The organism is Mycobacterium sp. PTI7 (assembly GCF_056679845.1).
The window spans coordinates 2,826,363-2,840,068 of record NZ_CM155252.1 but is presented as its reverse complement, the minus strand read 5'-3'; the positions used below and the strand labels follow the sequence as shown (position 1 = coordinate 2,840,068).

Annotated in this window: 12 protein-coding genes; 8 read left to right on the top strand and 4 right to left on the bottom strand. The window is 68.3% G+C overall.

Translation table 11 applies throughout. The annotated features are described in order from the left end of the window. Positions 1–173: 173 nt before the first annotated feature. Genes AC1MEY_RS13575 through AC1MEY_RS13560 form a run of 4 tightly spaced genes read right to left on the bottom strand, consistent with a single transcriptional unit; the run spans position 174 to position 3,423 of the window. The gene (locus AC1MEY_RS13575; RefSeq protein WP_480231467.1) at positions 174–1,541 is read right to left on the bottom strand and encodes a cytochrome P450; all 1,368 of its coding nucleotides are present in this window, start codon (positions 1,539–1,541) and stop codon (positions 174–176) included. A gap of 41 nt (positions 1,542–1,582) precedes the next feature. Continuing rightward, a complete protein-coding gene (locus AC1MEY_RS13570; RefSeq protein WP_480231113.1) occupies positions 1,583–1,774 on the bottom strand; it encodes a ferredoxin in 192 nt (63 codons plus the stop codon). A 39-nt stretch (positions 1,775–1,813) separates the two neighbouring features. Next, a complete protein-coding gene (locus AC1MEY_RS13565) occupies positions 1,814–2,674 on the bottom strand; it encodes a mycofactocin-coupled SDR family oxidoreductase (RefSeq protein WP_480231112.1) in 861 nt (286 codons plus the stop codon). A gap of 47 nt (positions 2,675–2,721) precedes the next feature. Further along, positions 2,722–3,423 (bottom strand): SDR family NAD(P)-dependent oxidoreductase, encoded by a 702-nt coding sequence (locus AC1MEY_RS13560; protein ID WP_480231111.1) that lies wholly within the window; start codon positions 3,421–3,423, stop codon positions 2,722–2,724. A gap of 270 nt (positions 3,424–3,693) precedes the next feature. On the opposite strand from AC1MEY_RS13560, the gene AC1MEY_RS13555 reads away from it, so the two are divergent. The 8 genes from AC1MEY_RS13555 to AC1MEY_RS13520 all read left to right on the top strand — a co-directional run bounded on the left by AC1MEY_RS13555 (position 3,694) and on the right by AC1MEY_RS13520 (position 13,696). Next, positions 3,694–5,193, top strand: a complete 1,500-nt coding sequence (locus AC1MEY_RS13555) for an aldehyde dehydrogenase family protein (protein WP_480231110.1) — start codon at positions 3,694–3,696, stop codon at positions 5,191–5,193. A 41-nt stretch (positions 5,194–5,234) separates the two neighbouring features. After that, a complete protein-coding gene (locus AC1MEY_RS13550) occupies positions 5,235–6,401 on the top strand; it encodes a CaiB/BaiF CoA transferase family protein (RefSeq protein WP_480231466.1) in 1,167 nt (388 codons plus the stop codon). A 786-nt stretch (positions 6,402–7,187) separates the two neighbouring features. After that, positions 7,188–7,997 (top strand): MlaE family ABC transporter permease, encoded by an 810-nt coding sequence (locus AC1MEY_RS13545; protein WP_480231109.1) that lies wholly within the window; start codon positions 7,188–7,190, stop codon positions 7,995–7,997. A 10-nt stretch (positions 7,998–8,007) separates the two neighbouring features. Beyond that, positions 8,008–8,865: an MlaE family ABC transporter permease gene (locus tag AC1MEY_RS13540; RefSeq protein WP_480231108.1), complete on the top strand. Its 858-nt coding sequence runs from the start codon at positions 8,008–8,010 to the stop codon at positions 8,863–8,865. 13 nt (positions 8,866–8,878) lie between these two features. Beyond that, a complete protein-coding gene (locus tag AC1MEY_RS13535; protein ID WP_480231107.1) occupies positions 8,879–10,072 on the top strand; it encodes an MCE family protein in 1,194 nt (397 codons plus the stop codon). Beyond that, on the top strand, positions 10,069–11,094 hold the full coding sequence (locus tag AC1MEY_RS13530; RefSeq protein WP_480231106.1) for an MCE family protein: 1,026 nt from the start codon (positions 10,069–10,071) through the stop codon (positions 11,092–11,094). Before AC1MEY_RS13535 ends, AC1MEY_RS13530 begins: the two co-directional genes overlap by 4 nt. Continuing rightward, positions 11,094–12,185, top strand: coding sequence for an MCE family protein (locus tag AC1MEY_RS13525; protein WP_480231105.1), 1,092 nt, complete (start codon positions 11,094–11,096; stop codon positions 12,183–12,185). The genes AC1MEY_RS13530 and AC1MEY_RS13525 overlap by 1 nt, the downstream gene beginning before the upstream one ends. Next, positions 12,182–13,696, top strand: coding sequence for an MCE family protein (locus tag AC1MEY_RS13520; RefSeq protein WP_480231104.1), 1,515 nt, complete (start codon positions 12,182–12,184; stop codon positions 13,694–13,696). Before AC1MEY_RS13525 ends, AC1MEY_RS13520 begins: the two co-directional genes overlap by 4 nt. Positions 13,697–13,706 lie beyond the last annotated feature (10 nt).

Here is a 13,706-nt window from a genome sequence, read left to right as displayed (position 1 = left end):
TTGACGCACCAGCGAGACACTGCCTCCACCACCGGAGAGGCGGCGCGTCGTCGTCCGGCCGACCGCGTCCGGGACCCGGCCCACGACCGACCCACCCGCGAGCGTGCGCAAACTCGGCTTTTGGCTCGGCGTGTCGCCCGCAGACACGCACGCTCGCCGAAGAAGGGGAGGGGCTACCAGTCGATGACGACGGCGTCCTTGTGCTCCGTGATCGGGCGGGCGGGGAGCTGCTCGTCGCAGACCCGCTGCAGGCGTTCGAGGGTCTCGTCGAGGCCTGGCCCGAGGCGCTTGCCGGGGGTGAAGTCGGCGGGGAGGTGCTTCATGCCCTGGATCACGCCGATGGTCTCGTAGTGTTCGGTGCCGGCGGGGTCGCAGACGTAGTCCGGCATCCGGTCGAGCACTGCCGTCAGCATCGACTTGAACACCGTGCGCGCGACGTTCGATCCGACGCAGCGGTGCACGCCGATGCCGAAGCTGAAGTGTCGGTTGCCCTTCCGGTCGAGAACCACCTGGTTGGGTTGCTCGAACACCGACGGGTCGCGGTTGGCCATCGCCCACGACAGCCAGAGTCGCTCGCCCTCCTTGAAGCGCTGGCCGTCGACCTCGACGTCCTCGGCGAAGGTGCGACCGTCGCCGGGCGCGGGGGTGAAGAACCTGAGGAACTCCTCGGTCGCGGGGTGCAGCAGCGCGTCGCGCTCGCGACTGAGCCGCTCGCGTTCGGCGGGGTTCTCCGACAGCCATTCCAGCGCATGGGCCGTCAGCGCGGTGGTGGTGTCGAAGCCGCCGCCGATGATGAGGCCCAGGTTGCCCATGATCTCCAGGTCTGGCGCGGGCTCGCCGTCGATCCGCAGCTGCAGCAGCGCGTTGATCAGGCCGGGCCGCGGGTTCTCCTTCATCTCGAACATCGCCGTGAGCAGGTCGATGCCCATCTGCCGGTTCATCTCGGCAACACGCGGCGCGTCGGGCGAGTGCTCGGGCGTGGACACCCCGGCGTGCGCCGGCTCGCTGTAGATCATCCACTTCTTCAGCTCGATGCCCATCATCGCGAGCGTCAGGACCGCGGGCACGATGTTGGCGAGGTCGTCGACGAAGTCGATGTGGCCGGACTCGATCTTCTCGTCGACGGCGGCGCGGGTGATCTCGTCGACGAACGGCACCCACCGCTTGATCGCGGCGGGGGACAGATACGGGTTGAGCGCACCCCTGTAGGTGCTGTGGTCGGGCTCGTCCATCTCGAGGATGCCGCCGCGTACCACGGTCGCACGCTGGGCCTTGGGAATCGTGATGCCCTGGTAGCCCTTTCGCTCCCCGTGCAGGTCGTGGTCGTTGGACACGACGGGGCAGCGGGCGAGTTCGAACACCTCGCTGCTGCCGGCCGCGACCCAGTGCCCGTCGTAGACGTCGGTCCACGCCACCGGGCACTTCTCGTGCATCTCCTCGGTGATCTCGGCGAAGCGATGCCGGTACTCGGGGGTGTGCCGGTCGAAGTGATACGTGTTGCGCTTGCGGTCGTCGTCACGCGTGACGTCGTCGATGCTCACGGCGGTGTCTCCTGGTGATTGGGCGGCCTGGTCGGGCACCGTCATTCGATGACGATGGCCTGCTCTGGACAGGAATGGACGGCTTCGCGCACCTGGTCCTCCTGGTCGGCGGGCACCTCGTCGGACACGGGTGAGGCATGACCGTCGACGTCGTCGAGTTCGAACGAGTCGGGCGCGATCATCGCGCACAGGGTGTGGCCCTGGCAGCGCTGCCCGTCAACCGAAACCTTCACTGTCGCAACTCCTTCTCGAACGCCTGCGGATGGAACGTGTCAGTTGTGGTAGTCGTACCACTTGAGGTAGCCGCCGGCGTCGATGCGCAGTTGCGCGCCGGTGACGAAGCGCGCCTCGTCGGAGGCCAGCCACAACACGGCGTTGCTGATGTCCTCTGGCTCGACCCACGGCACCTTCATGGCCTGCTGGACGTAGAAGACCGGCTCGGCGTCCTTGAGTTCGGGCTTCTCGAGGTCCGGCCGGAAGGAGCGGTACATCGGCTCGCTGCGGAGCATGTCGGTGTTGCAGTTGGTCGGGTGCACCACGTTGGCACGGATGCCCCGAGGCGCCAGTTCGGTCGCCAGGTCGTGGACGAAGTTCGACAGCGCTCGCTTGGAGTGCACGTAGGCCATGCCGCCCGGGTCGTTGCCCGGGTTGTCCTTCTTGCTGGTGTCCATCAGCGCGGCGGTCGATCCGGTGGCGATGATCGACGCGCCCTCCTTCAGGTGGGGCAGCGCGACCTGGATGGCGTTGATGGTGCCGATCAGGTTGGTGTTGATGACGTCGATCCACGCCTGCAGGGGCGGCTGGCCCTTCATGCCCGCGACGCCGGCCTGGGCGACGACGATGTCGAGTCCGCCCAGCCGGGCCATGCCCTCGTCGACGGCCTGCCTCAGCTGGGAGGCCTCACGGACGTCGGCCTTCGCCGTGTAGACGCGCTGACCGGTCTTCTCGATGAACGCGGCGGTCTCCTCGAGATCCTCCGGCGTGGCCATCGGGTAGCCGATCGTGTCGACGTTCTCGCAGAGGTCGATGGCGATGATGTCGGCACCCTCCTCGGCCAGCCGGACCGCATGGCTGCGGCCCTGGCCGCGTGCGGCGCCGGTGACGAATGCGACCTTGCCTGATACGCGTCCCACGGGTTGTCCCTTCGTCGAGCAATCGTTGAGGTGAGGGTGGAGCCGGCTCAGGTGTTGCGGCCGCCGTTGACGCCGAGGATCTGCCCGGTGATGTAGCCGGCCTCCTCGGAGATGAGGAAGGCGCACGCCGCGGCGATGTCCTCGGGCCTGCCGATGCGCCGGACCGGGGTCGCCTGGATGGTCTGCTCGATGTCGCCGAGGAAGCCCTTGTCGGCGGCCGCGCGCAGCATCGGCGTGTCGATGAACCCGGGTGGTACGGCGTTGACGGTGATGCCGTTGGGTCCGTACTCGAGCGCGAGGGTCTTGGTGAGCCCGTTGACCGCGGACTTCGCCGCGACGTAGGGAGCCATGTACGGCGCTCCGGAGTGCGTGCTCGACGAGGAGATGTTGACGATCCGCCCCCACCCCGCCTCGAGCATGTCGGGCAGCACCGCCTGGATGCAGTGGAAGACGCCGTGCAGGTTGACGTCGACCACCCGCAGCCAGCGTTCGAACGACACGTCGTGGAACTTCTTGAAGCTGTCCAGGCCTGCGGCGTTCACGAGGATCGAGACGGGCCCGAGTTGGGCGCGGATTCCGGTGAGCGCTTCGTCGATTGCCGCCCGGTCGGTGACGTCGGCGACGAAACTGAACTCGGTGTCCGACGGAGTGAGGTCCAGGATGGCGACGTTGTATCCGTCGGCGCGCAACCTGTTCGCGATGGCTTGGCCGATACCGGATCCACCACCCGTGACGACGGCGTTCTTCACGTGGCCGCCTCGGCGCGCAGTCTCGCCTCAAGCATCAAGAATCTCCCTTTCGATTGTGAGAACCGTACTCTCCATGTGATCCAGACCGCAAGATCGGCCACCCCCCAGATGGCGTCGGCACGGCGGCCATTCTCACACGCCTGCCGACCTGACTAGGTCATCTAGTCATCCTTGTGTTCTCGTTTAGCGAATGTAAGATTCGCCGTTGATGAGAATGAAGTTTCCATCACAGTGGCGCTCAGACCGTCACACCACGAACCAGGAGGCTGGATGTCCCAGACGCCGACCATCTCCGACGGCCGACCCGAGACCGCCGACGGCGAGTCCACCGGTGCCGATCGTCGGATGCTGATCGACGGGGAGTTGGTCGGGGCGTCCGACGCCTTCCCGTCCCTCAATCCCGCGACGGGCGAGGTGCTCGGGCACGCGCCCAACGGCACCGTGGCCGACGCCGAGCGTGCGGTCGCCGCCGCCCGGCGCGCCTTCGACGCCGGCGAGTGGGCCACCAACGTGCCCTTCCGGGTGCACTGCCTCGAGCAGTTCCACAACGCACTCGTCGAGCACCGCGATGAACTCGCGGCGCTGACCACCGCCGAGGTGGGCGCGACTCCCGCGCTGACCCAGGGCGCGCAGCTCGACCAGCCGATCGCGATCGTCAAGTACTACGCCGATCTGCTGCGCGAGTACCCGCTGACCGAGGACCTCGGGAACATCGAGAGCCGCGGCATGCAGCACCACCGCTGGGTCGAGAAGGAGGCCGGCGGCGTCGTCGCCGCGATCATCGCCTACAACTACCCGAACCAGCTGGCGCTGGCGAAGCTCGCCCCCGCACTGGCGGCGGGGTGCACGGTGGTCCTCAAGGGCGCACCGGACACACCGCTGATCACCCTGGCGCTCGGCGAGCTGATCGCCGAGTACACCGACATCCCGGCCGGTGTCGTGAACGTGCTCAGCTCCTCGGACCCGGAGGTCGGTGCCGTGCTGACCACCAGCCCGGACGTCGACATGGTCACCTTCACCGGCTCCACCCCGACGGGCCGGCGCATCATGGCCGCCGCGAGCGACACGTTGAAGAAGGTCTTCCTCGAACTCGGCGGCAAGTCCGCGGCGATCGTGCTCGACGACGCCGACTTCGGCACCGCCGCCATGTTCTCGGCGTTCAGCATGGTGACCCACGCCGGCCAAGGGTGCGCGCTGACGTCGCGGCTGCTGGTCCCGCGCGCGCACCACGACGAGATCGTCGAGATGGTGAAGGCCAACTTCGCGCACGTGCGGTACGGCGATCCGACCGACCCGAAGACCTACATGGGACCGCTGATCAGCGAGAAGCAGCGCGACAAGGTCGACGCGATGGTCCAGCGCGCGGTCGAGGCGGGGGCCACCCTGGTGACCGGCGGCGAGAAGAAGGACCCGGGGTACTTCTACACGCCGACGCTGCTCACCGGCGTCGACCCCGACAGCGAGATCGCCCAGGAGGAGGTCTTCGGACCGGTGCTCGTGGTGATCGCCTACGACGACGACGACGACGCCGTCCGGATCGCCAACAACTCGATCTACGGCCTCTCGGGCGCAGTCTTCGGCGACCAGGAGCGTGCGTTGGGCATCGCGCGGCGCATCCGCACCGGAACGTTCTCCATCAACGGCGGCAACTACTTCAGCCCCGACAGCCCGTTCGGCGGGTTCAAGCAGTCGGGCATCGGCCGGGAGATGGGCGCCGCCGGGCTCGAGGAGTTCCTGGAGTCGAAGACGTTCGCCACGGTGGTGGGCTAGTGGCCGGGCCGCTGGACGGGATCCGCGTCCTCGAGGTCGCGATGTACGGGTTCGTCCCGTCGGCGGGCGCCGTGCTCGCCGAGTGGGGCGCCGACGTGATCAAGGTCGAGCACGCCGTGACCGGCGACCCGCAGCGCGGACTGCGTCAGACCGGGCCATTGCGCGTCGAGGGTGACCCGAACCCGAACATCGAGCACGCGAACCGCGGCAAGCGCAGCATCGGCCTCGACGTGTCCAAGCCCGAGGGGCTCGAGGTGTTGCTGGAGCTGGCGCGCAGGGCCGACGTCTTCCTGACCAGCTTCCTGCCGGGGCATCGCACCCGGTTCGGCATCGACGTCGACGACATCCGCGCCGTCAACCCGAACATCGTGTACGCCAGGGGGAGTGCGCTCGGTCCGCGCGGCGCCGAGGCCACCAAGGGTGGCTACGACATGACTGCCTTCTGGTGCCGGGCGGGTACCGCCGCGACCATCACGCCGCCGGGCATCGAGGGCATGATCGGCCCGCCGGGACCGGCGTACGGCGACACCATCTCCGGCACCAACCTCGCGGGTGGCATCGCCGCGGCGCTGCTCAAGCGCGAGCGCACGGGCGAGCCCTCCGTGGTCGACGTGTCGCTGCTCGGCAGCGGTCTGTGGGCGATGGGCCACACCGTGGCACTCACCTCGCACCTCGACCAGTTGATGGTGCAGCCGCCGCCAGGTGTGCACGGCTCGCCGATCAATCCGCTGGTCGGGGTGTACCGGACGAAGGACGATCGCTACATCTCGCTGGTCATGATGCAGCCCACCAAGTTCTGGGCGGACGTGTGCAGGCACGTCGACCGCGAGGACCTCGTCGACGATCCGCGCTTCGCCACCGCCGAGAGCATCGCCGAACACACGGCGGACGCCGTCGAGATACTGCGTGAAGTGATGGCCACCCGAACGCTGCCCGAGTGGACCGAGCGCTTCGCGACGCTGCTGGGGCCGTGGGCGCCGGTGCAGGACACGCTGCAGGCCGCCCAGGACCCGCAGATCCGGTCCAACGAATACATCGTCAGCACGGGCGAACTCGAGTTGGTGGCCAACCCCGTGCAGTTCGACGTCGGCGCACCGTCCACCGGGCCAGCGCCCGGCTTCGCCGAGCAGACCGACGAGATCCTGCTCGAACTCGATCTGGATTGGGACCGCATCATCGAACTCAAGACGGCCGGCGCCGTCACCTGACCGGCATGGGGGACGACGAGACCACGATGGAGTTCGACGCCGCCGACCGTTCCGGACGGCGGTGCGGACCCTCGGGCCCCTCGGCTGCCGCCGCACGATCCGCGTTACACGTCGAAGGTGGTCTGTATGGTGTCTCGATTGCCTGCGATCGCGTGCCGACGGTTGCCGTGCGTGGCCGTCGACGCACGAATCCCCACCCGGCCGCCGATCGGCCGACCGGGTGCGGGCGCGCCGGCTCTGCGTCGGTGCCGCGTCGGTCGCGACGACGCCGTGCCGGTGGTCGTGACGCGTCCCCCTGCGCCCCAGGCGGGGCGTGGGCCCCGTGCGGTGACGGCGTCCGCGCCGGGGAGTCATCGTTCATGAGAAGCGAAGTGGACGAACGCCGTTCGGATTCGATGCACGCCCGCTCGGGCGGACGCTCGATGCCATCCGCCGACGGTGTGGTCGCCTCCGTGCGGACCGCGGTCCGCGCCATCGAGGCCGACGCCTCCGCCGAGGTCGACGCTCCGGCCGGGCGCTCGTGCGACCGAATTCGGCCCGGCATCCGGGCGTCTCTGCACCGAGAACGTCAGTCTCGGAAAGAGTTTGCTGCGAAACCCGGCGTCAGTTTTCCGGTCAAAGGCCACCCGCGGGGTGCCATCCGTGTGGCACAGTGCGTCGAGTCGTTCCACCCACTGCGCGGAAAGACCGTCCACGACAGCGGCGGTGAGCGAATCGCACTGGCGCAGAACCTGGACGGTCCGATACCCACGTCGGCCGCGACCAAACGGAAGGGATCCCGTTCGCATGGCGGTTAAGGGACCGGAGCGGTGGTCGCCGGGCATCTCGCTGCCGAAGGGACTCGGAGCGCCGATGCAGGCCGTGGGCGGTTTGTTCTCGATGGGCGTGGACGCCTTCCGGTTCATCTTCGTGCGGCCGTTCCAGTGGCGGGAGTTCCTGGAGCAGTCCTGGTTCGTGGCGCGGGTCTCGTTGGCGCCGACCATGTTGGTGGCGATCCCGTTCACGGTGCTGGTCAGCTTCATCCTCAACATCCTCCTGCGCGAGCTGGGCGCCGCCGACCTCTCCGGCGCGGGCGCGGCATTCGGCGCGGTGACGCAGGTGGGTCCGCTCGTCACGGTGCTGATCGTGGCCGGCGCCGGCGCGACCGCGATGTGCGCGGACCTGGGGTCGAGGACCATCCGCGAGGAGATCCAGGCCATGGAGGTGCTGGGCATCAACCCGGTGCAGCGGCTGGTGACGCCGCGGCTGCTGGCCTCTGGCCTGGTGGCGTTCCTGCTCAACAGCCTGGTGGTCATCATCGGGATCCTGGGCGGCTACTTCTTCTCGGTGTTCGTCCAGGACGTCAACCCTGGCGCCTTCGCGGCCGGCATCACCCTGCTGACCGGCGTGCCCGAGGTGATCATCTCCAGCGTCAAGGCGCTGCTGTTCGGGCTCATCGCGGGTCTGGTGGCGTGCTACCGCGGCCTGATGATCACCGGCGGTGGCGCGAAGGCGGTGGGCAACGCGGTCAACGAGACGGTGGTGTTCGCGTTCATGGCGCTGTTCGTGATCAACGTCGTGGTCACCGCCATCGGCATCCAGTTGACGGCGAAGTAGGGGTGCGCTGATGGGCACCTTGCAGGTCGTTCGCAGTCGCTTCCCGCGCGCGGTGAGCACCGCGCGTCGTCCGGTCGACGTACTCAGCCGGATCGGCGACCAGACGCTGTTCTTCGGCCGCGCCCTCGGCGGCACGCCGTACGCGGCGTCGCACTTCCGCAAGGAGATCATCCGGCTGATCGCCGAGATCTCCATGGGCGCAGGCGTGCTGGCGATGATCGGCGGCACGCTGGTGATCGTGGGGTTCCTCACCCTGGCCACCGGCGGCACGCTGGCCGTGCAGGGCTACTCCAGCCTGGGCGACATCGGCATCGAGGCGCTGACCGGCTTCCTGTCGGCGTTCATCAACGTGCGCATCGCTGCCCCGGTGGTCGCGGGCATCGGACTCGCGGCGACGTTCGGCGCCGGGGTCACCGCGCAGCTGGGCGCGATGCGGATCAACGAGGAGATCGACGCGCTCGAGTCGATGGGCATCCCGCCGGTGCCCTACCTGGTCTCCACCCGGATCGTCGCAGGCATGATCGCGATCACCCCGCTCTACTCCGTGGCGGTGATCCTGTCGTTCCTCGCGAGCCGGTTCACCACGGTGGTGCTGTTCGGGCAGTCCGGCGGTCTCTACGACCACTACTTCAGCACGTTCCTCAACCCGTTCGACCTGTTGTGGTCGTTCCTGCAGGCGATCCTCATGGCGGTGTCGATCCTGCTCATCCACACCTACTACGGCTACTTCGCCACCGGCGGCCCCTCGGGTGTCGGTGTCGCAGTGGGCAATGCGGTGCGCACCAGCCTCATCGTGGTCGTGTCGGTGACCCTGCTCGTCTCGTTGGCCGTCTACGGCGCCAACGGCAACTTCAACCTGTCGGGATAGGGGACCAGCTCCGATGTCCAAGTCCTACGTGCGCCCGCTCGCCGGTCTGCTGACCGTCGCGGTGCTCGCCGGCATCGTGTTCGTGTCGGTGGGTCTGTTCAGTGGGGGTTTCGGGACGACGGTGCCGGTGACGGTGGTCTCCGAGCGCGCCGGTCTGGTGATGAACCCCGAGGCGAAGGTGAAGATGCGGGGCGTGCAGGTCGGTCAGGTGGAGTCGATCGAGACCCGGTCCGACGGCACGGCGGTACTGCACCTGGCGATGGATCCCGAACAGCTGAGCGACATTCCGGGCAACGTGACCGTGGACATCTCGTCCTCGACGGTGTTCGGGGCGAAGTCGGTGGAGCTGGTGGCGCCGGCGGCCCCATCGTCGACGCCGTTGGTCAAGGGCCAGCAGCTCGACGCCCAGCGGGTGACGGTGGAGACCAACACCCTGTTCCAGCAGTTGACGTCGGTGCTCAAGGCCGTCGATCCGGTGAAGCTCAACGAGACCCTCGGTGCGCTGTCGGGGGCGCTGAAGGGCCGCGGCGAGAAACTGGGCCAGACGGTGAGCGACTTCTCCCAGTTGCTCGACGAACTCAATCCCAGCCTGGGCAACATCAACCGCGATCTCGAGGTGGTGCCGGTGGCGATCAGCGGCTACGCCGACACCGCGCCCGAGCTGCTCGACGTGCTCGACAGCACCACCCGGATCAGCGAGACGGTGGTCGATCAGGAGCAGAACCTCGACGGATTCCTCGTCAGTGCCATCGGTTTGGCCGACGTGGGCAACGACGTGGTGGGGGAGAGCCGCCAGCCGCTGACCGATCTGCTGCGGATGCTGGTGCCGACGCTGTCGACGGCGAGCCAGTACCAGGAGAACCTGCGCTGCGGCATCCAGGGCCTGATCCCGTTCCTGCAGACCCCGGCACTCGATCGCCCCGGCGTCGACGTGACCGCCAACTTCACCCTGGGCGTCGAGCGGTACCGCTACCCGCAGGACCTGCCCAAGGTGGCGGCGAAGAGCGGGCCGTCCTGCAAGGACCAGATGCTGCCCATCGTGCCGAACAACAAGCGGCCGCCGTTCCTGGTCGCCGACGTCGGCGCCAACCCGTGGAGCTACGGCAACCAGGGCGTGCTGCTCAACTCCGACGGACTCAAGCAGGCGCTGTTCGGCGCCATCGACGGCCCGCCCCGCAACACCGCACAGATCGGCCAGCCCGGATGACCGGCTCCGGGCGGATGATCCTCAAGTTCGGCGCCTTCGCCGTCGTGATGCTGGTGCTCACGGTGTTCCTGTTCTTCACGTTCGGGCAGTACCGGACCGGGTCCACCAACGACTACTCGGCGGTGTTCAAGGACGCGTCCCGGCTGGCCGTCGGCGACACCGTGCGGGTGGCCGGCATCCGGGTGGGCACCGTGACCGAGGTGTCGCTGCAGTCCGACCGCAACGTGGTCGTCGACTTCGACGCCGACGACAAGGTCAAGCTGACCAGCGGCACGCAGGCCGCGATCCGCTACCTGAACCTCACGGGCGACCGCTACCTCGACCTGATCGACGGGCCGGGCTCGACGATGCTGTTGCCCGCGGGTGCGCAGATCCCGGTCGACCGCACCCAACCGGCGCTCGACCTCGACCTCCTCCTGAGTGGGCTCAAGCCCGTGGTGCAGGGGCTCAACCCCCAGGACGTGAACGCGTTGAGCGCGTCCCTCGTTCAGGTGTTCCAGGGCCAGGAGGGCGCGCTGGACTCCCTGCTCTCGCGTACGTCGTCGTTCTCGAACACGGTGGCGGACAACAACGAAACCGTCCAGCAACTCATCGAGAACCTGAACACGACGCTGGCCACCATCTCCAAGGACGGCGACCAGTTCTCGGGTGCGATCGACCGCCTGGAGAAGCTCATTTCGGGGCTGTCCACGGACAGGGACCCGATCGCCACGGCCATCACCTCGCTCGACAACGGCACCGCGTCGCTGGCGGACCTGCTGACGCAGGCGAGGCCGCCGCTCGCGGGCACGGTCGACGAGTTGAACCGGCTGGCCCCGAATCTCGAGAGCGGCAAGGGATATCTGGACGGCGCGCTGATGCGGGCCCCGGGCAACTACCGCAAGCTCGCCCGCATCGGCTCCTACGGTGCCTTCGTGCAGTACTACATCTGCGAACTGTCCATCAAGGTGACGGACCTGCAGGGCAGGGCCTCGTTCTTCCCCTTCGTGAAGCAAGAAAACGGAAGGTGCGCTGAGCCGTAATGCTCAAGTATCGCGGAGCGAAACTCGCGCGCGCCGGCTTCATGGGCGTCGTGCTCGCCATTCTCGTCATCGCCGTCGGACTGCAGCCGGAACGTCTGCTGGCCTACGCGACCTCGCTGAAGTACCAGGCACTCTTCGCCGAGGCGGGCGGGATCAGCGTCGGCAACGACGTCACGCTGTCCGGCATCAAGATCGGTGCGGTGACCGACGTGACGCTGGCCGACGGTGAGGCGCTGGTCGACTTCACCGTCGCCAGCAAGTACCCGCTCGGGTCGGAGACGACGGCGCAGATCAAGACCGGCACCCTGCTCGGCGAGCGGGTGGTCACGCTCGAGTCCGCAGGCAACGGTGCCCTCAGCCGTACCGCGCCGATCCCGGTGGCGCGGACGTCGTCGCCCTACTCGCTCAGCGATGCGGTCGGGGAGTTGACGAGCAACACCGCCGGCACCGACACCGCAGCGCTCAACCAGTCGCTGGACACGTTGACCACGACCCTCGATCAGATCTCGCCGCGTCTGGGCCCGACGTTCGACGGGTTGTCCCGACTGTCGCAGGCGCTCAACAGCCGTGACGGCAACCTGGGCGAACTGCTCAAGACCGCCTCCAGCGTCACCGGCATCCTGTCGGAGCGCAGCGGGCAGGTGAACAGCCTGATCCTGAACGCCAACGACCTGCTCGCGATCCTGGTCGAGCGCCGCCAGGCCATCGTCGACCTGCTGGCCAACACCTCCGCGGTGTCGAAGCAGCTCGTCGGCCTGGTGAAGGACAACGAGGCCGAACTGGCCCCGACCCTGGAGCGACTGAACAAGGTGAACGAGGTACTGGTGCGCAACCGCGACAACCTCGCCAAGGCGATCCCCGGCGCGGCCAAGTACCAGACCATCCTCGGTGAGGCGGTCTCGAGCGGCTTCTACTACACCGCCTACGTGCCGAACTTCCAGCCGGCGCAGCTGCTGCAGCCGTTCATGGACTACGCCTTCGGCTTCCGCCGCGGCGCATTCGGCGCCGGCAGGCCACCGACCACCCCCGAGACCGGGCCGCGCGCGGAGTTCCCCATTCCGTACAACGCGATCCCCGGAGGGTCGCGATGATGGCGACGTCCCGGAAGTGGCTGGTGCCGGCCGTCGCGACCGCACTGGTGGTCGCACTCGTCGCCGGCGGGTTCCTCGTCCTGCGCGCGCTGGTGTTCGCGCCGACCACCATCACCGCGTACTTCTCCGCGGCCACCGCGATCTATCCCGGCGACGAGGTCCGGATCTCCGGGGTCAAGGTCGGCACGATCGACTCGATCGACCCCGAGGGCACGCAGACCAGGCTCACCCTGTCGGTGGACCGCGGCGTCCCCGTACCCGAGGACGCGAAGGCGATCATCGTGGCGCAGAACCTCGTCGCCGCGCGGTACGTGCAGCTGACCCCGGCGTACCGGTCGACCACGGGTGGCCCCACGCTGGCCGACGGTGCGGTGATCCCGATGGATCGCACCGGAGTACCGGTCGAGTGGGACGAGGTCAAGGAGCAGCTCGAGCGCCTCGCCACCGACCTCGCGCCGACCGGCGACACCTCCACCAGCTCGGTGGGGCGGTTCATCGACAGTGCCGCGAACTCGTTGGCGGGCAACGGGGACAAGCTCCGCCGGACGCTGGCCGAACTGTCCGGCGTGGGCCGGGTGCTCGCCGAGGGCAGCGGTGACTTCGTCGGCATCATCAAGAACCTGCAGATCTTCGTGACGGCGCTGCGGGACAGCAACGAGCAGATCGTGTCGTTCAACGACCGGCTGGCATCGCTGTCCAGCGTGCTCGACGGCAGCAAGTCCGACCTCGACGCGGCGCTCACCGACCTGTCGGTGGCGATCGGCGAGGTGAAGCGCTTCGTGGTGGACACCCGAAGCCAGACCGTCGAACAGCTCGAGGGGCTGCGGCAGGTGTCGCAGACGCTCGTCGACGTCAAGACCGACCTCGAGCAGGTCCTGCACGTGGCGCCGAACTCGTTCGCCAACGGCTACAACATCTACGACCCGGACACCGGCACCCCACGCGGTGGCTTCTCCATCCCGAACCTCGCCAGCCCGATGCAGTTCGTCTGCGGCATGATCGGCGCCACCCAGAACACGACCGCTCCCGAGACGGCGAAGTTGTGCCAGCAGTATCTCGGACCGGCACTGCGATTGCTCAACCTGAACTACATCCCGGTGCCGCTCAACCCGTACCTCGCGAAGTCGGCCAGTCCGGAGAACATCGTGTACGCCGACCCCAAGCTCGCACCGGGTGGCGCGGGCGGTGAGCCGAGGGTGCCCGAGAACCTGCCGAACGTCTCGGCCTACACCGGACTCGAAGGCGACGTGCCGCCGCCGCCCGGCATGGGACCGCCTCCGCCGGGGCCGTTCTCGGCACCGGACCGGCCGAACATCGCGCCGTTCCCCGCGCTGTACCCGGGAGCGCCGGTGCCGACGGACCCGCCGCGCATCGGACCGCCGGTCGCGCCACCGGCGGCGGGCTCCCCGCCTGCCGATCCCGGCCTGCCGGACCTGATGATGCCCGCCGAACCGCCGCCGGCACCGCCGGTCGGGCCGCTCCTGCCCGCCGAGGGGACGCCACCATCATGACGAGCGGAGT

Coding starts and splice junctions, on each gene's coding strand:
- AC1MEY_RS13535 (WP_480231107.1), top strand. CDS start 8,879: ATGTCCAAGTCCTACGTGCGCCCGCTCGCCGGTCTGCTGACCGTCGCG.
- AC1MEY_RS13525 (WP_480231105.1), top strand. CDS start 11,094: ATGCTCAAGTATCGCGGAGCGAAACTCGCGCGCGCCGGCTTCATGGGC.
- AC1MEY_RS13555 (WP_480231110.1), top strand. CDS start 3,694: ATGTCCCAGACGCCGACCATCTCCGACGGCCGACCCGAGACCGCCGAC.
- AC1MEY_RS13540 (WP_480231108.1), top strand. CDS start 8,008: ATGGGCACCTTGCAGGTCGTTCGCAGTCGCTTCCCGCGCGCGGTGAGC.
- AC1MEY_RS13550 (WP_480231466.1), top strand. CDS start 5,235: ATGTACGGGTTCGTCCCGTCGGCGGGCGCCGTGCTCGCCGAGTGGGGC.
- AC1MEY_RS13530 (WP_480231106.1), top strand. CDS start 10,069: ATGACCGGCTCCGGGCGGATGATCCTCAAGTTCGGCGCCTTCGCCGTC.
- AC1MEY_RS13520 (WP_480231104.1), top strand. CDS start 12,182: ATGATGGCGACGTCCCGGAAGTGGCTGGTGCCGGCCGTCGCGACCGCA.
- AC1MEY_RS13545 (WP_480231109.1), top strand. CDS start 7,188: ATGGCGGTTAAGGGACCGGAGCGGTGGTCGCCGGGCATCTCGCTGCCG.